Origin of the sequence: Mesomycoplasma moatsii (genome assembly GCF_045276915.1) — a bacterium.
Taxonomy (GTDB): Bacteria; Bacillota_I; Bacilli_A; order Mycoplasmatales; family Metamycoplasmataceae; genus UBA710.
This window is the reverse complement of record NZ_CP174166.1, coordinates 61,777-79,950: the sequence shown is the minus strand read 5'-3', so window position 1 is coordinate 79,950 and position 18,174 is coordinate 61,777. Positions and strand designations below refer to the sequence as shown.

Sequence of the window (18,174 nt, the reverse complement as noted above, 5' to 3'; positions counted from 1 at the left end):
AAGGTTATTATGTCAAAAGTTAAAACAAACGACAAAATCACAATTGTTGGAACATTATGTTCATTTATTTTTGGAGCTATAATTGGAGGGGTTGTTTATTTACTAATAAAAATCTTTAACCTTAAAAGTTTTATTTGGTACATTGTGTTTTTCTTTATTCCACCAGTTATTGGAGCTATTATTTATGCTCTTTCTAAAACAAAAATGGTTAAAGCTTAAATAAAAAAATTAAGAAAAAATAAAATTTATGTCCAAATGGACATTTTTATTTGAAATTAATTTTTAATTCTTGTTATTTTGCTCTAAATTAGTATTGTAAATTATTGATTTACAAACAGATGCTGCTGAATTCCCGACAATAATTGTTACAGCTTCATCATTCATAAAAACACCACTTATTCCTGAAATATTTTTTATTTCTTCTAATTCTACTCTTTGTCTTATGTTGTACATTATTTTTACTTTTGTGTGTGTGTTAGTTACTTCTTTTATGTTATTTGGGCCACCCATTGCTTTAATCAATTTAATTACGTTAATACCAACCTTAATTTCTTGAGATAAAGTATTTTCCACTTGATATTTTTTAGCTTGCTTTTTTCAATAAATTCAAATTAAACCTAAAGTTATTATTTGTAAGAATATAAACAAAAATTTCTCTTTAGCAGTCATATTTTTCATAATTGTTACCTCAATTTTTTAAATTATATATAATAATTTATCTATGAAAGAAAAAGTTGTTACAGGGATTACAGCAACTGGTAAATTAACGCTTGGTAATTACATAGGTGCTATCAAAAATATGATTAAAATGCAAAATGAATATGATATGTATATTTTTGTTGCAGATCTTCACGCTTTAACAACTTATATCGATCCAAAAATTTTAAAAGAAAATAAAAAAAATATCTTAGCACTTTATTTAGCTTGTGGGTTAGATGCTAATAAAGTAACTCTATTTTACCAATCAGATATAAGTGCTCATAGTGAATTAAATTGATTAATAACAACTATTACTAACACGGGAGAATTATCAAGAATGACTCAATTCAAGGATAAATCTCAAAATATTGTTAAACAAGAAAATGGTACTGAAATGATACCAACAGGTTTATTTGTTTATCCAGCATTAATGGCTGCTGATATTATTTTGTATAATCCAAAATATGTTCCTGTTGGTATTGACCAAAAACAGCATCTTGAATTGTGCCAAAAACTTGTGAAAAGAATGAATAAAAAATATAATCTAGATTTTAATGAACCCAGACCTATTATTCCTCAACTTGGAGCAAAAATTAAATCATTACAAAACCCTGAAAATAAAATGTCAAAATCAGATAAAAATGAAAATGCTTCAATCTACTTATTAGACAAACCCGAAGTTGCTTATAAAAAAATTCAAAAAGCAATTACTGATAGTGAAAATAAAATCTATATTTCAGAAGATAAACCAGGAGTTTTGAATCTACTAACTATTTATGCTTCTTTAAAAAATATTAATTTAGAAGAAAGTGAAAGATATTTTAAAGATAAAGATTACAAAGAATTGAAAGAAGAAGTTGGAAGTGTAGTCAAAGAATTTTTAGAACAACTTCAAGAAAAATATAATAAAGTGTTAAATAGTATTGATGAAATAGCAAAAAATGGAGCAAACAAAGCTAGAGAAATTGCAAATCAAAATCTTTTAAAAATTCAAAAAGCATTTGGAATTAAATAATTTTCTATTTTAAATTTATATTTTTTGAGGAACTTTTTTTGCTTGCCTCAAAAAAATAATATAAAATTACATGCATTATGGATTTTAATATTTTAGATTTGTTTTGCGGAGCAGGTGGACTTTCAAACGGTTTAGAAAAGAATAAAAATTTTAAAACGGTTTTAGCTGTAGATTTTGATTCAAATGCTGCCGAAACTTTTAAAAAAAATTTCAAAAATACAGAAATTTTAGTAGGTGATATAACAAAAAAAAATATTAAAGATATGATAATTCAAAAATCAAAAGAAAAAAAAGTAAATATGATTGTTGGTGGCCCGCCTTGTCAAGGTTTTAGTTTAAAAGGTAAAAATTTAGGTCTAAATGATCCGAGAAATTTTCTCTTTATTGAATTTATAGAAATAGTAGAAAAATTGCAACCAGAAATTATCATAATAGAAAATGTAAAAAATATGTTCTATAGTTGTAATGGTTTTTTTATTAAAGAAATTGAAAAAAAATTCAATAAACTGGGTTATATATTAAATTGCGATGTACTAAATGCAAAAGATTATGGAGTTCCACAAAATAGAGAAAGAACAATAATAATTGGTTCTAAATCAAATATAATTAGTTTTCCAGAGAAAAAATCAAAAATAGTAACTGTAAAAGACGCAATTTTTGATTTAGCTTACCTAAATTCTGGTGAAGGAAAGAATGAATCTGAATATAAACAACTTCCAAATAGTGATTTTCAATTTTGTGCAAGGAAGGGGTCTAAAAAATTATTTAATCATATAGCTACAAATCATTCTAAAATAGCTTTAAAAAAATTAAGTTTAATTCCGCCAGAGGGAGATAAAAATTCTTTGCCAAAACAAATGTGAGGAAAACAAAAATTTTCTACAACTTGATCTAGATTAAAATGAAATGAAGTTAGTCCTACAATAGATACAAGATTTGATACGCCTTCAAACGGAAGAAATTCTCACCCTTTTTTAAATCGTGCTATTACACCAAGAGAAGCTGCTCGTTTGCAAAGTTTTAGCGACGATTTTATTTTTTTAGGTAATAAAACAAGTATTTGTAGACAAATTGGAAATGCTGTTCCTCCGCTTCTTTCCTATGAAATAGGAAAAGAAATTAATAAAGTATATAATAGAAAAAATATTGATGAAAATAATACAAAATATGAGTTATACAATAAAGATTCAAATTTATTTATAAAAGAACTAATTAAAAATAAAATAAAAGTAAATCACATAATAACGGATCCGCCATATAAAATTTCTAAAGAAAACAATTTTGATACTTTAAAAAATAGAAAAGGTATTTATTTTGGTAATTGAGATGAAAAATTCGATTTATATAATTGAATACCTAATTACTTAAAAATATTGAAAGAAAATGGATCTATTATAATTTTTTGTTCTTACCTTGAAATTAGCAACATATCTAGAATATTAAAAGAAAACGGAACAACTGTTAAAGATATATTAATTTGGAAGAAAACAAATCCAATGCCAAGGAATGTTGAAAGAAGATATGTTCAAGATTTAGAATTTGCTATCTGGTCTGTAAAAAATAAATCTAAATGAGTTTTTAACAAACCAGCAAATAAACCTTATTTGAGATCTATATTTGAATATCCTGTAGTTTCAGGAAAAGAAAGAACAATGCATCCAACTCAAAAAAGTTTAAAATTAATGGAAGATATTATAAAAATACATACAAATCCAAATGACATAATAATCGATCCATTTATGGGTAGTGGAACAACAGGAGTTGCTTGCATTAAAAATAAGAGATTTTTTATTGGAATCGAAAAAGAAAAAAACTATTTTAATATTGCAAAAAATAGAATAAAAGAAAATCAAGTATAATTAACAAAAAACATGCAGAAAGTTAGTGAATTAATTAACAATCCTTTTATTCAAATTTCTCCATTTCTACATGGAGCAATTTTTAGTAGAATTATTGTTTCCGGTTGCAATAAATATTTTTTAATTCCATCAAGTTTCAAAGAATCAAAAAAAACAAAAACTAAGTTAAGCAATATATTAGTTGAAAAATATATAGAAAGTTTAAATTTTTATACACAAAGCAAAAATAATAAATGAATAAATGAAAAAACTAGGAAAGAAAATTATAAAGATATTTTTTGAGATGCAAATTTATCATCTTTAAAATCTTCATATATTATCATCAATGACTCAAACATAACAAAAGAAAAATTTTTACAAATGATTCATTTTAATCTTTTAGTACAACAATATATAGACGAGAATAAATTAAATGAAAATAAAAAAAATTTTATAAGAGGTTTTATTGAAACTCGGGGAAGTATTGATTTGTCTAGGAATTACATATCTATAGATTATTTCTATGATTCAATTTCTGAATTAAAAAGAGCAATAGTTTTAATTGATCATATGTCGGTTCCAGGAAATTGTTTAAATATAAATTTTAGAGAATTACAAGAACAATTTAAAACAGGAATTAACAAGAGAAATACACAACTTAGAATTAAACTAGATTGATATATAAAGAATATTGGAATTCTAAATGAATATAAAGAAAAAATACTTCTTGACAATAATAGAAGTATTGATAAAAAAAATCAATACATTACCTATTTCAAATCTTTAACTAATATTGAACAATTTATAAATAAATCATCAATGTTTAATTATCGTGTCAATTTTTATTTAGACAATGTTTTAAACAAAAAATTAAATGATTTTCAAGTTAAAGTATTAAAAGCAAAATTAGGAATGTCAAGCAATAATGAAAATTTTAAAACAAAAAGGAATATATTTGTTAAAGAAATGTGTAGGATTGTAAAAGATGATAAATGTTCTGGATGTTTTGATAGATACAATATAAATGATAGAAGTTTTATACATGCAAAAAACAATAAATATTATTTTGAAATTCATCATAACATCCCATTTGCAAACGGACAAGAATTTGATGTTCTAGAGAATTTAGTAAAACTTTGTCCTATTTGTCACAAAATGCTAACAAAAGGTATTGCGTTAGAAAAAGACCAAAAAAAAAGTAATAAAAAATATTTTAATATCAAATGAAGATGTTAAAGAATTTGCTAGTTTTATATTAAAAATTAATGTCAATAATATAAATGAGCTTATAGATAGTATTTTTGAAATGCTTAAGTAATTTAATATATGAACAAAACTAGATGTAAATGATGTAATACTAATAATCTAAAATATGTTGAATATCATGATAAAGAATGAGGGCAATCTAAACATGATGATCAAAAAATTTTAGAACTATTAATTTTAGAAATGTTTCAAGCAGGTTTATCATGAGAAATTATCTTGAATAAAAGAGATAGTTTTTCTAAAGCATTTGATCACTATGATATTTTGAAAATCATTAATTACAAAGAAAATAAAATTTCAAAATTATTAAATAATAAAAATATTATTCGTAATAAGAGAAAAATAGAAGCAGCAATTAATAATGCAAAAATTTTTCTTTCTATACAAAAAGAATGAAATTCTTTTGCTAATTATATTTGACATTTTACAAATAATCAAGTAATTTATGAAATTGATAAAAGCAAATCTCATTTATCAGATTTAATTTCTAAAGAATTAAAAAATAAAGGAATGAAATTTGTTGGTAGTACTATAGTTTATAGTTTTCTTCAAGCAATAGGAATTATTTATTCTCATGAGAAAAAATGCTTTATGTATAAAAATCAAAAATATAAATAATTTAAATAAATAAAATTTAAAACTTTGCAATTTTTTAAAATTTTGTCATTCTTTTTTTTTTTTTTTATTCTGGTAAACTGTTTTATATTATGTCAAACAATATAAAAATTGAAAAAGTAAATATCAATGAATTGCTAGATCAAACCAATGGTTCTATAATTCCATATTATCAAAGAGATTATGATTGAGGAGAAAAAGAAATTGAAAGACTAATTTATGATTTAATATCAAATAAATCCAATGAATATTATTGTGGTTCTATTGTTTTATGTAACCATCTTGATTCTAAAAAAATTGTTGATGGACAACAAAGGATTAGTACATTTTTATTGATCATAAAATATCTCAAATATTTTTTAAAAAGTAACAATAAAAAAGACAAATTTATTAATATTGAAAATTATCAAATTGATTCAAATAATTTAAAAGATAAAGAAATATTACAAGAATTAATACAAACAAGAGAAGAAAATGAATTATTAGAAATTAAAAATAAATATCCAAATTCTAGATATGTTCAAAATTTCTTAATAATCAATGAACGATTTAAACAAATGAATGTTAAAGATATTGAAAAGTTTATTTCAATATTTGAAAAAATCATTTTTTCTTTAGTAATTGTTACTCAAGATTATGATGAATATCGTTTATTTACAAATATAAATTCAACTGGTCTTCCGTTAAATGCATTTGATTTGGTGAAAAATTTTATTTTTAGTAAAATGGAATTAAATGAAAAACAAATAAAAGAAAAACTTAAAATAATTAATGAAATTTCAAATTATTTAGAAATAGATGAAGGAACAGACAAACCTTTGGATAATAAGAAAAAAAATTCTAATTTAAATGAATTAATTAGATTATTTAACGCTTATGAAACAGGTATTTTTGAAAAATCTGAATCAACTATGTTATTTAGAAAATTTGAAAAAATTTATAAAGATAATTATGAAGAAAATATTGACAAAATGTTTGATGAATTTATCAAATTCTCATCATATTACAAATTTATTAAAACTAAATTAGAAAATGAAAAATATAATTTTTATAAATCAATGAGAATAATTGGATTACAATTTGATACTTTTATAACATTAATTATTGACATTCTTAAAAAGAATTCAAATTATAATAAATATTCTTTGGATATATTTTTTAATGATGAACAAGAACAAGAAATTGAAAAATCTTTACTTGTAATTGAATCATTTTCTCTATTTAGAACATATACTAATATGCGTTCTAATGATTTAAGTAGATTTATACCCACTTTGCACAATAAAATCAAAACATATAATAAATATTCATATTCAACAAGTTTATTAAAAACCTTATATTTTGATCAAAAAAATAGTGATTTAAATACTAAAATGCCTTCTAAAAACACCTTTTTAAAAGCGATAATTGATGCCACTGATATATATAACAACAAGAAAAAGAGTACTGAAAAACTACTTATTAGAATAGATGAATATTTAAATGAAAAAGAAAACAACAAAAACACAAGTAAATATTCAAAAATTAGTATTGAACATATTCTTCCACAAAATTATGAAAAATGAATTTTAGAAGATAGTGATTTAAATGAATATGAAATAGATAATTATGTTAATTCTTTAGGAAATTTAACAATCTTACCTGGAAAATTAAACAACGAATTAAAAAATAGCATTTTTAAAATTAAAAAAAATAAATTGTTAGAAAAAGGAACATTTATTATTAACAATTATTTAAATAAGAAAGAATATTGAGATATTAATTCCATTGAAGAAAGAATGAAATGATTGGTAAATATAATAAATAAAATATATAATCTTGATAGTATCTTTTTAGAATTAAATGAACCTTTAGAAAAAAGTGACATAGAATGATTAGTTGAAAATAGAGATATTAAAAAAATAGATGATGAATCAAAATATTGAAGCACAATAAAAACAAATACTCAAAAACTAAATATAAAGATTACATATGAAAAAATTTGTGATGCAATTTATGAATATTGTTTTTACAACCAAAGTCAAACTACAATTGCAAAAAGAATTTTCAATGTGCCTACTGAAAATAATAAATTAAAAGATAATAATTGAACAATTTGGTCTATATTCAAAATTTTAAGATTAGAAAAAATACACAAAAATAAAACAGAAGAATGAGTTAAAAGTTTTATTAAACAAAACAAGCATTTAATTAATGAAATTGCTGATTTTTGTAATAATTAATTTTTTTGATAGTTAAGTTTGATTACAAAAATTAGTAATTTTTATGACAAATATTGTTCAAAATATAAAAAAAGTCTAAAAAATTACAAGATTATTATTTAATTAATGTAAAAAACTTTAGTAACCAAGAATGAAGAAAGTCAATCTTAAAAATTACAAAATAATTTAAATAAAGCAACTCATTATTTTATATTAGTAAGATTCTCGTTTTTTAATTGTTTTATAATATTACTATCTTTATCAATTTGGGGCTTCTTATATGAAAAAAACATTTGTTATGATTAAACCAAATGGCATTGAAAGAATGCTAATTGGCGAGATTATTAAACGAATTGAAAAATAAAGGTTTAAAAATAAATACTTTGAAAATTTTATTTGTATCAAAAGAATAAGCAAAAAAACATTATGACATTCATCAAGATAAATCATTTTTTCAAGATTTAATTGATTATATTTGTTCTGGTTTTGTTATTGCTGTGGTTGTTTCTGATAATAAGACTATTGAAATTATTAGATTATTAACTGGAGCTACTGATCCAACAAAATCTTAACCAGGAACTATTAGAGGCAATTTTTCTTCAAGTATGAGTTAAATATAATTTATATCGCTGATTCTCCTGAAAAAGCAAAATGTGAAACATCTATTTATTTTAAAGAGAATGAAATAATTGATTATGAAAGATTAATAGATAAACATATAGATGTTTAAAGTTTTGTTTTACAAGATATCAAATTCAATTAAATAATCATCAAAGTCTTGAATTATTTTATAGTCTTCATCAATAGAATTTACAAAATATAAAAAATTAAAGAATTGAAAATATTTAGATAATGACTCATATGATAGATAATTAATGTCATTAAAAATAATCAAAAATTTTTTATCAAATGTTTTTAATATGTTAAAAATTTTTTCTATGTTTGATTCACTAATAAATTCATCTTTAATATTTAAAAAATGTATTAGATCACATTTTGAAAAGTCATAATCTACTATTTGTTCTAAATCATTTTCAAATTTTTGCAATTTGGAAGAAACAAAATTTTCTAGTTCTATATTTATGTTCATCAATTCATTTTGTTTTAATCAATTATGAAGATTTGCATTAATGCGAGAAGATAAAATATCACTAATTTTTGTAAATGGAGAAATTAAAATAATATCTTTTTGTTTTAAAAATGTATCATTCATTTTAATATTTGAATAAATATTATCTTTATATAACATTTCTTTAATAGCTTTATTCGTATTTAAGCATTTTATTATTTTAAATCCAGAGTATTCATAATAAAAGCTTTGACTATTCTTAATTAAAGCTATTTGATCATTTATGTTAAATGCATAAATAACATTAGATTTTATTTCTTCTTTTTCTTTCTTTTTAAAATAATCATAATTTATGGTATTAACATTTGTCATCTATATCACCCTAAATCTTTTATCATCATTAATAATTTCATTTTCATTTATTTCGCCTGAAAGTATTAGTCCTCTTTCAAATTGATATTCTGTCATTATAAAAATTCTAATATTCCCTTTTGGCGGAATAATTTTACGAATTTTTTCTACATGTGAGTTACTTAAAGTTTTTGATTGAATTATTTTTACATAAATTGATTGTTGTAATTGAATATAACCTAATTTAATGATATTAGATCTAAATTTTGAATAATAATGATTTTCTTCACTTGTTGAGTTAGGAAGATCATACATTAACATTACTCTCATAACATTAAATTTACTGGTTCAATTCAATTGATGTTTCATTTTGATTAATTGAATTTAAAATATAGTTATATTCAATTTGATGATCTTTAAAATCTTGATTAATAATTCAATCTATAACTTTATCTATTGCATTATTGATAAATTCATATTTACCATCAATTAGAATTTTAAAATTTGCAATATACTCAGTTAAACAATATTTAATATCTTGATTAAAATTATTTTCATTTACTTTAATTAAATTATCTTCAAATAATTTTTTAACAAATAAATCTATAGATATTCTAAATATTTCAACAATATCATATGCTAATGGAAAATTAGAGTATATGCTTCCATGAAAGAAAGAAATATTACAATGCAAACCTTTTTTAACAATTGATCTAGCAACCATATTAGTCAATATTGTATATCCATAATCTAGACAAGCATTTACAGTATTTTCATTTTTTCTTTTAAATGATGAACCATATAAAGACTTAAAGAAAAAAGAAGCAACTCAAGCTTCATATTGTGAATCAAATTTTTGATTTTTACTTCTATTTTTCAATTCTTTTTTTCATTCTGTTACATCTGTAAAAAAAGTTTCTAGAAGATTTAATTGATTTTGAATTTTTATATTCATGATTCAATTTCAACATTTTTCTTTGTACGATTCATCTCATTTTAGTTGTTTTAGAAAATTTACATAACTTTGTTTTTGAACTTTATATCCAAGAATATAAGAATTAGGCAATTTCTTTTCATTACATAGTATTATGCAAACACCATTACTTACTAATTCATTAATACAATTAATACTTACATTAATTTTGTTTTCATTAATTAACAAAACATCAATATCATTCATAGATATTGTCAATCTTTTTTCATTGATAATAACCAGGTTATTATAAAAAGTTTTTAATAAACACGGTTTTTCTATTTCTAATATTTTTCAACCCATATTTTATCCTTTTTTGATATTATTTATTTTGTAGGGTAACCTACATGCTTACATAAATTTAGTTATTGACTAAAAATAAGGGCTAGTCCCGTTTGAAGAGTCGTTTGACTCTTTTTTATTTTATTTTGAAAAAATAAAAAAATTCTCTTAATAAAGAGAATAATTAATGCTTACATAAATTTAGTACTGATCAAAAACGCTTTTATATCTTATATTAACGACCCAGAACATTTTGGTTACAAAAAACTAGTACTAAAATTTAAATTATATTATTATCTAAAATTTTTCGGTATATTTTTTGTTCTAATTCATTTGTGGATTTTCTTAAAGCAGATAATGTTTTTCTAAACTTAACATTTATATTTGATACACATTTGATTTCTATTCTATTATTATCAATGTCATAACTTGAAATTCTATAAATTTCATTATCTATTAAAAATCATTTATTTATATCTATAAAAAAAATATTCACAATTTTATTTTTTTTATCAAATCTTACAATTTTATTTAACTGATTTATTTTAAAACAATCAATTTTTTCTTTATTATTTTCAATAAATTTTATAATAGCTAAAAATTTAAGTTGATCACCAAACAATGATGTGTTTTTCAACATTTCTTTTCTCTTTAATAAATTAAAAATTTGCTTATTTTCGCTCGAATTTGTTATAAGAGAAGTTTCTTTTTCAAAAGTTGGATGATATAATTTCAAATCTATTAATTTAATATTTTTAATTTTTAATAAAGAATTATTATTTTTTAGAATAACCACATATTGTGAAATCAAATTATTATATTTTTTATCATTATCAATTTTTAAAACTTCTTTTATTAAATTTGAATTATATTTTTTGAATAAAATTTTGTATTCCTTAATATCATTATCAAATGTTCCTTTTTCAAAAGATGAACTAATACATAAATACAAATCATAAATAATATTTTCTGAAGTAATTATTTTCTTGAATTCACAATCTTTGTTTTCTTGATTACAAAATTCCTTAATTATTTTTTTAATGTTCTTTTCATTTTTAATTTCTAAATTATTTACTTTTTCATGAATGGTTTTAAAAATTAAATGTATTTTATTTGCTGATTTTTCATCTAATAAATTTAATTTATTTATTTGATATTTCTTATTATCAATTTCAATATGAGAATTTGGTAACTCATTTGCAAATATTTGTTTTGGATTTATTTTTCTAATTTCTTCTCATTTTTCTTCAATAGTCTTATTTTTAAATTCTTTTGAAAGAATTGTAATTTTTTTGAAACTAAATAAACAATTAGAATTTAATATTTCATTTTTTAATAATGGAAGATTTTCTTTTAAATTATGTTTTAAATATTTAATACTCAAAAATTTGTTTTGATCAAAATTGTTATATTTAATTCTTTTTATTCTATCTTTAACATATTCATAACCTGATTTTTTGATCGAATCATAAAAATCATCTACTACACCTATAGAAGAATATAATGCTATCATTGATGCATCATGAGAATGATGGTTTGATATATTCCTATCTTTTTTAGGCAAATTAAAAATTTCTTTTCTTAATAATTGTGATTGGAAGCCGCTTATAGTTCTAATATCACAATCTTTTAGTCTATTTAATTCTAAAATATCGTTATTTTCTTTAATTTCTTCAATCCAAAAATCTAAACCTTCTTTAAATTTAGAAATTGCATATGTTGTTTCAGATAAATTTGAATTAATAAAATTTTTTCTTTCTAATTCTATTTCAGAAATTGTTAGATTTTTATATTTTAAATTTTTAATTTTTTGTTCAAATGAAATCTTTTTATTTTCTTTTTCATCATTTTTAGAACTCTTAATACCATAAATTTCTCTTCATTTTATACTTAAATTATTATATTCATCTTTTGATAAAAAAGTTTGTGGAATCTTTTTGCCTTTTTCACTATTTCTTAGAGTTAATACTTTATTTTCTCAATTATTGTTAAAGGATATTTCGTAAGGAATAATATGATCAACTTGACAATCTTTAATTTCTCTAGGTGTAATAGATTTATTTTGATATACATCATTACAATTTTGTTCTAGATAAAGTCTTGTTTTTTCAATCATGCTCTCAGATGAAAAATCTAAATTTTCTTTTTTCAAAAAAGAAATCGCTTCTATTCTTTTATCTTCATTAAATTTTTGTAATTGACTTATTCTTTTTCCTTGCTCTTCTGATAACAATGAATCTTTAATTGATTCAGAATCATATGTTGTTTCTATAATGATGGATTTTAGATTTAAATCGTTTTTATAAATATGCATTTTAAGAATACGATTTATAATTCTTATTGTTTCTTTTATAGTATTTTTTGCATTTGGAGAAATAAATTCTAAATTCTTAAACATATCCTCAGGTAAATATTTAGATTTTTTAAAAGAATATAAATATTTTTTACCTCTGTAAATTTCATTTTTATAAAAAACAGACATAGATTTAAAAAACTGATCTTCATTAAAAAAATGTTGTAAATAATTATAATAAGCGCTTCATCCAAAATTTCTAGTTCCAAAAAGATTTGATTCATTAATGGAATTAAAATTGGCTAAATTATCATAATTTATTTTATATTCAACAAAATCAATTTTATTTAAAGAATTTATTAATTCATTTTTTGATTGTTTGAAATCTTTATTATTTTTTACTAATTCATTATAACTTTTTGATTCTTGATTATTTTTTTGATTTTCATAATATTTTTTGATAATTTCAAATCTTTTTTTATCTATTTCAACAATTGTTTCTCATATTTTTTCAATATCAAAATTATCCAAATTCATTTCTATTATTTTTTCTTTGTGGAAATAATTTCTTATTTTTGAAAGTGATTCAAAATTTGGTTTTGTTTGATCTTCTTTATCAGTAGGAAAACCAAAAATATTATCTTTATCAATTCCACTACCAACAATATCACAGATCATTTTTAAATTAATCTTTTTATCTTCTTTAATTGATTTATTAATTACTTTAATAATATGATCCTTTGATAAATATTCGGTATTTGAAACACTTAATCCTATTCTTATATAAATTAATTGAGAAATAATATTTGTTAATTCAGAAATAAAAAGATATTGACTTAATCTTTTTTCTGTTTTATTCTTGTCGCCTTGATTTAAAGATAATGAAATAGGACATAATCCTATTTTCGATTCTCATAATGTATATAATGGTTTGTTATTTTCATCAAATTCTTGAACTCCTCATGGGCTTAATTGTTTAAATGATCCTGGACCATAAGCATAATCTCTATGTCTCATAAAAATACTTTTATAGTCATTTATAAATTCTTCGCTTATATATGAGCAATTTTTTAATACTTTTTCTATATCAAATCAATTTCATTCAATTGAAAAAGTATAATCGCCATTAGATTTATTTCTATATTTTTGGTTTTCTAAAAAATATTTATTTTCAAAAATATTTTTTAATAAAGAATCTTCATATGTATATGTATTTTTATCAAAATCATATTTTTTAAAAAATACACCTCTCATTCCTAGCTTAAAATATAGAAAAACAAATAACTCTTTTGGATTTATTTCTTTCTCTAAACCTTTTTTTCAAATTTGATAAACATTATATTTTTTTGCATCTTTAAATAAAAAATCTGATGAAGAATATTCTTTAGTAAAACCAAAAATATTTTGATAATGAGCTTTATAAAATTTTGATTCTTTTCCTATTGAATTAATTTTATTTTGATGATTATCATTATATAAATCAATCATGTTTAAAAAATCTATTTTTCTTTGTTTTTTGCGATTGTTCATTCTTCGTATACGACGATACGAACCTCTAATACCTTCGCCGTATTTTTTATTATTTTGAGGATCTGAAAGTTTAGAAAATAAATGAGATCCTGTTGCTAATATTTTTTGTTCTTCATCAACTAAAGATCAACCTATAGAAGCAATTCCTAAATCTAAACCTAAATGAACCTTTTTCATATTATTTCCTTAAATTTTTTTCTATTTTTTATAATATAATGTGAAAAATAAATAACTATTTATTAATTTCATCTCATTGAGATTTTAGCAATTTAAAATAAAAAGAAGTTTCAAATTCTCTTGATTCATTATCACTAAAATCAATAATTGTTTTTCCCATTATTTTGATATTTAATCCATTGTTTTCTTTTGTTAATATTAAATTTGTATTTGATTCAATAAAATAAGAAATATTGTTAATTAAAAATCAATCTTTATCATCTAAAGTATTAGCATACAGATTTGATTTATATCCAATACTATATTGATCAATTCGTGATATTGATGGTTCATCTAAAACAGAAAATCTTTGTTGAAAAATAGTTGGTTCAACTTTTCTTTTTAATTGATTAAATTTTTCTTCCAAACTATTAAATTCGCCCTCAAAAAATAGTGAAGCATTCAAATGATTAAAATTATTTAATTCTATATTTATTTTATTTCCCTCTTTAGAGATAAATAATTCATCAACTTTTGCTTTATTTTCTTTTAATTTATTAATAATCATTTTATAAGCTAATAAATTATTTTCTTTTATCAAAACACTATTATTTAATTTTGTATTAACAAAATTTGATAATAATTTAAAATTGCTAAACGAAAAATTTTTAACATGACTTTTATTATTTAACTCATTTTGATCAATCAGCACAACATTAAAATTTATTTCTCCATTGAAATCATTAGCAAAAATTGTAGTTGATGAATCTATTGCAAAATTTATTTGTCTATTAGGGAAATAAGTTTGTTTGTATTTATTGAATATCATATCTTTATTTAAAATAAAATCATCAAAATAGTATAAAGATGAAATTGATTGGTAATATTTTTGAGTTCCTAAATAATATGAAGGATAATGTTCTTTTAATTTTTCTTCATTTACTTGAATTTGATTAGTCATTATATTTTTTAAATCATTTAATGTTGGTAAGCTAAACTCTTTGACACCAATTGAACTTTGGTAAATTTTAATTGCCTCTCCATCATTTTCTCAATTATTATTTTTAAAAATTTTATTTTGAAACTGACCGCTAAAAGTAAACTGAATCTTATTATTTTCTAAATTAAAAGAAAATTTAACTTCTTTGATAAGTTGTTTTATTGCTTCTCTATCTAATAAAAAATTAGAATCATTAATAATAAAATCTAAAATATACTTATTAAATCAATCTTCTTGACTAATATTTGAAATATCTTTATTTGAAGAAGTGTCAATAGGTTTTAAATCATTAAATCAATTTTCTAGATTTAAATTAATATTACTAAAAGATAAAAAAATATTTTTTTCTATTCTATAAAAGTTAGACATAGTGATTATTTGTGATTTTATTATTTCTTCTTTATACTTTCCTGATAATTCTAATTTTAATATTCCTTCTTTAGTGCTAGATCCTTCATAAATTTTTAAGTTTAATTGTTCAAAATCTTTATTAGAGTGCAATTTATTATTTAATAATTCATTAGTCAACAAAGAAATATTTTCGTATTTTTTTAATTTTAATTCTTGTGCTATAACTTTGTATTTATCAACAAACAAACTATTATCAATATAACCACCTTGCGAATTCAAAATATTTTCATCTTGACTTTGCATTCTAAAACCATTAATGATATAGCTATAAGTTAATGGACTGTTTTGAATTCTATTATTTCTATATCATTTATTAGATTTAACACTAAAATCTAAAATGATTGAATTGTTATCATTTTCTGATAATGAAGTTTTAATTATTAAATCATCAGGATTTTTGATTAAAGAAACATCACCAGTTAAAAAAATATTTAAATTATCAAAACAAAATTGATTGTTAATTTTATTAGTTGCTTCTAGTGCTTCATATTTTTCTAATTTTAAATCAATAGCATTGATATTAGGAATAAATAAAGTATCTGTTTTTACAGGATCGCTATGATTTTCTTCTTTGTTATTTGATTTACCACAAGAAACCACAATCGATATAGGTGTTGCTATAAATAACATCGAACTAAAAACCAAAATTTTTTTCATTGTTTTCTCCCTTAATAATTAGTTATATTTAATATACTTATCAAATTCTTTTTGATCTATTTTTAGTAGAAATTTTTCTATTAAATCTGCTGCTGCAATCAAATCTTTCATACTACATACTCCCAAAGGAGAATGCAAATATCTTTGTGGTAGAGATATAGTAATTGTTGCAGTTCCGCCATTCCCGTATTGCAACTCTGCAGCATCTGTCCCGCCACCTTGAGCAACATATTTATAAACTGGAATATTATATTCTTTTCCCAACTTCATCAAATAATCAATTAATTTTGGATCCATTAAAGTGCCCATATCTTTAATCCTTAAAGCAACACCTTTCCCTAATTCTTGAATGCCTGGTATTGCTTGATAAGTATCATGAGAAGCACATGTATCTAGGGCTATTGCAATATTTGGTTTAATTTTTTGTACCGAAGTCTTTGCACCTCTAGTCCCTACTTCTTCTTGGACTGTTCCAACAAAATAAACTTGAGATTTTAATTTTTTGTTTTTAATTCTATTTATAATTTCTTCTAAAACTGCAATTCCTGCTCGGTTATCCATTGCTTTAGCTACAGCATATTCATTATTCATTAAAAAACAGTCACCTGTCAAACAAACTCTTGAACCTATTTCAATTAAATTATCTTCTGCTTCTTTTTTTGATTTAAAGCCTAAATCAATATAAAGATCTTTTAATTCAGGGACTTTATTTCTTTTTTCAAGCTCCAAAATATGAATTGAAGTATGACCAAAAACTCCTTCATATTTTTTGCCCTCTGCATTATAAACAATCGCTTTTGTACCAATAACAGTTAAAGGTCAAATACCACCAATCATACTTAATCTTAATTGACCTTTGTCTGTTATATCTTGAACAATAAAACCTACTTCATCCATATGCGCAGCAATTTGGATAACTGGCCCTGATTTTGGTTTATCACTTTGAAACAAAATTATTGACCCTATCCCATCTCTTTCATATTGAATTTTTTTATCATTTGTTAATTTTTTAAGTTCATCGACAACTTTTTCTTCATATCTTGATAAACCATCAATAGAACAATATTTTTTTACTGTTTCATACATATTATTAATTTCTTTTTTCATAACATCTCCTAATTAAGACAAATAAATTATAATATTAATCATAATCACATCTTCATAGATAGTTGATTATTCTTAGGAGTTTCTTATGGAAAGAACATTTGTTATGATCAAACCAAATGGTGTTGAAAGAACATTGATTGGTGAAATTATTAAAAGAATTGAAAGAAAAGGATTGGAAATCAATGCATTAAAAATTATATTAGCATCAAAAGAACAAGCAAAAAAACATTATGATATTCATCAAAATAAACCTTTTTTTGAAGATTTAGTTAAATACATCTGCTCAGGACCTGTTGTAGTAATGGTGGTTTCTGGTAATAATTCTGTTGAAATTATGAGATTATTAGCAGGGGCTACTGATCCAACAAAATCTCAACCAGGAACTATTAGAGGTGATTTTTCTTCAGATGTTAGATTAAACTTAATTCACACAGCCGATGCAATTGAAAGAGCTAAATATGAAATTTCAATTTATTTTAATGAAAACGAAATCATAGATTATAAAAGATCAATAGATAAACACACTTTTACAAAATAGCAGAATTAATTCAAAAAAATATAATTTTTATTTTGCTTCTATTTTTTGGTTTTATTTTATAAATTTTCTAATAATTCAAATAATAAAACACTATTATAGCAATGCATAAAAGTGTAAGATTTCATTATTTTTCTCAGGTAATGTCAATCCATATTTAAGCGATAAATTTGCAT

General features: G+C 21.6%; 15 protein-coding genes and 1 pseudogene. 9 read left to right on the top strand and 7 right to left on the bottom strand.

Features of this window, described 5'->3' with window-relative positions:
* Positions 1-9 precede the first annotated feature (9 nt).
* Positions 10-219: a hypothetical protein gene (locus tag ACJA28_RS00380; RefSeq protein ID WP_022935200.1), complete on the top strand. Its 210-nt coding sequence runs from the start codon at positions 10-12 to the stop codon at positions 217-219.
* 63 nt (positions 220-282) lie between these two features.
* On the opposite strand, the gene ACJA28_RS00375 is transcribed toward ACJA28_RS00380, so the two are convergent.
* Positions 283-678, bottom strand: coding sequence for a hypothetical protein (locus ACJA28_RS00375; protein ID WP_022935201.1), 396 nt, complete (start codon positions 676-678; stop codon positions 283-285).
* A 43-nt stretch (positions 679-721) separates the two neighbouring features.
* Between ACJA28_RS00375 and trpS the strand changes: the two genes are divergently transcribed.
* The 7 genes and pseudogenes from trpS to ACJA28_RS00340 all read left to right on the top strand — a co-directional run.
* Positions 722-1,714, top strand: coding sequence for a tryptophan--tRNA ligase (gene trpS / locus ACJA28_RS00370; protein WP_022935202.1), 993 nt, complete (start codon positions 722-724; stop codon positions 1,712-1,714).
* Positions 1,715-1,791: 77 nt separating this feature from the next.
* Positions 1,792-3,573: a DNA (cytosine-5-)-methyltransferase gene (gene dcm, locus ACJA28_RS00365; RefSeq protein WP_022935203.1), complete on the top strand. Its 1,782-nt coding sequence runs from the start codon at positions 1,792-1,794 to the stop codon at positions 3,571-3,573.
* Between the two features lie 12 nt (positions 3,574-3,585).
* On the top strand, positions 3,586-4,788 hold the full coding sequence (locus ACJA28_RS00360; RefSeq protein ID WP_022935204.1) for an HNH endonuclease: 1,203 nt from the start codon (positions 3,586-3,588) through the stop codon (positions 4,786-4,788).
* 90 nt (positions 4,789-4,878) lie between these two features.
* Positions 4,879-5,436 carry a DNA-3-methyladenine glycosylase I gene (locus tag ACJA28_RS00355; protein ID WP_022935205.1) on the top strand — a complete coding sequence of 186 codons (558 nt, stop codon included), beginning with the start codon at positions 4,879-4,881 and terminating at the stop codon, positions 5,434-5,436.
* A gap of 89 nt (positions 5,437-5,525) precedes the next feature.
* Positions 5,526-7,655 carry a DUF262 domain-containing HNH endonuclease family protein gene (locus ACJA28_RS00350; RefSeq protein WP_022935206.1) on the top strand — a complete coding sequence of 710 codons (2,130 nt, stop codon included), beginning with the start codon at positions 5,526-5,528 and terminating at the stop codon, positions 7,653-7,655.
* Between the two features lie 259 nt (positions 7,656-7,914).
* Complete coding sequence (locus ACJA28_RS00345; RefSeq protein ID WP_406602234.1) at positions 7,915-7,998, top strand: nucleoside-diphosphate kinase; 84 nt, start codon at positions 7,915-7,917, stop codon at positions 7,996-7,998.
* Positions 7,999-8,059: 61 nt separating this feature from the next.
* Positions 8,060-8,206: pseudogene (locus ACJA28_RS00340) on the top strand (nucleoside-diphosphate kinase); the annotation flags it as partial.
* Positions 8,207-8,373: 167 nt separating this feature from the next.
* On the opposite strand, the gene ACJA28_RS00335 reads toward ACJA28_RS00340, so the two are convergent.
* The 6 genes from ACJA28_RS00335 to ACJA28_RS00310 form a co-directional block, all read right to left on the bottom strand.
* The gene (locus ACJA28_RS00335; RefSeq protein ID WP_022935207.1) at positions 8,374-9,075 is read right to left on the bottom strand and encodes a hypothetical protein; all 702 of its coding nucleotides are present in this window, start codon (positions 9,073-9,075) and stop codon (positions 8,374-8,376) included.
* Positions 9,076-9,375, bottom strand: coding sequence for a CRISPR-associated endonuclease Cas2 (cas2, locus tag ACJA28_RS00330; RefSeq protein ID WP_406602233.1), 300 nt, complete (start codon positions 9,373-9,375; stop codon positions 9,076-9,078).
* A 19-nt stretch (positions 9,376-9,394) separates the two neighbouring features.
* The gene (gene cas1, locus ACJA28_RS00325) at positions 9,395-10,330 is read right to left on the bottom strand and encodes a type II CRISPR-associated endonuclease Cas1 (RefSeq protein ID WP_022935209.1); all 936 of its coding nucleotides are present in this window, start codon (positions 10,328-10,330) and stop codon (positions 9,395-9,397) included.
* A gap of 259 nt (positions 10,331-10,589) precedes the next feature.
* Positions 10,590-14,309 carry a type II CRISPR RNA-guided endonuclease Cas9 gene (gene cas9, locus ACJA28_RS00320; protein WP_022935210.1) on the bottom strand — a complete coding sequence of 1,240 codons (3,720 nt, stop codon included), beginning with the start codon at positions 14,307-14,309 and terminating at the stop codon, positions 10,590-10,592.
* 55 nt (positions 14,310-14,364) lie between these two features.
* Positions 14,365-16,356 carry a hypothetical protein gene (locus ACJA28_RS00315; protein WP_022935211.1) on the bottom strand — a complete coding sequence of 664 codons (1,992 nt, stop codon included), beginning with the start codon at positions 16,354-16,356 and terminating at the stop codon, positions 14,365-14,367.
* 18 nt (positions 16,357-16,374) lie between these two features.
* The gene (locus tag ACJA28_RS00310; RefSeq protein ID WP_022935212.1) at positions 16,375-17,463 is read right to left on the bottom strand and encodes a M42 family metallopeptidase; all 1,089 of its coding nucleotides are present in this window, start codon (positions 17,461-17,463) and stop codon (positions 16,375-16,377) included.
* Between the two features lie 85 nt (positions 17,464-17,548).
* Between ACJA28_RS00310 and ndk the strand changes: the two genes are divergently transcribed.
* Positions 17,549-18,001 (top strand): nucleoside-diphosphate kinase, encoded by a 453-nt coding sequence (gene ndk, locus ACJA28_RS00305; protein WP_022935213.1) that lies wholly within the window; start codon positions 17,549-17,551, stop codon positions 17,999-18,001.
* The last annotated feature ends 173 nt before the right edge of the window (positions 18,002-18,174 follow it).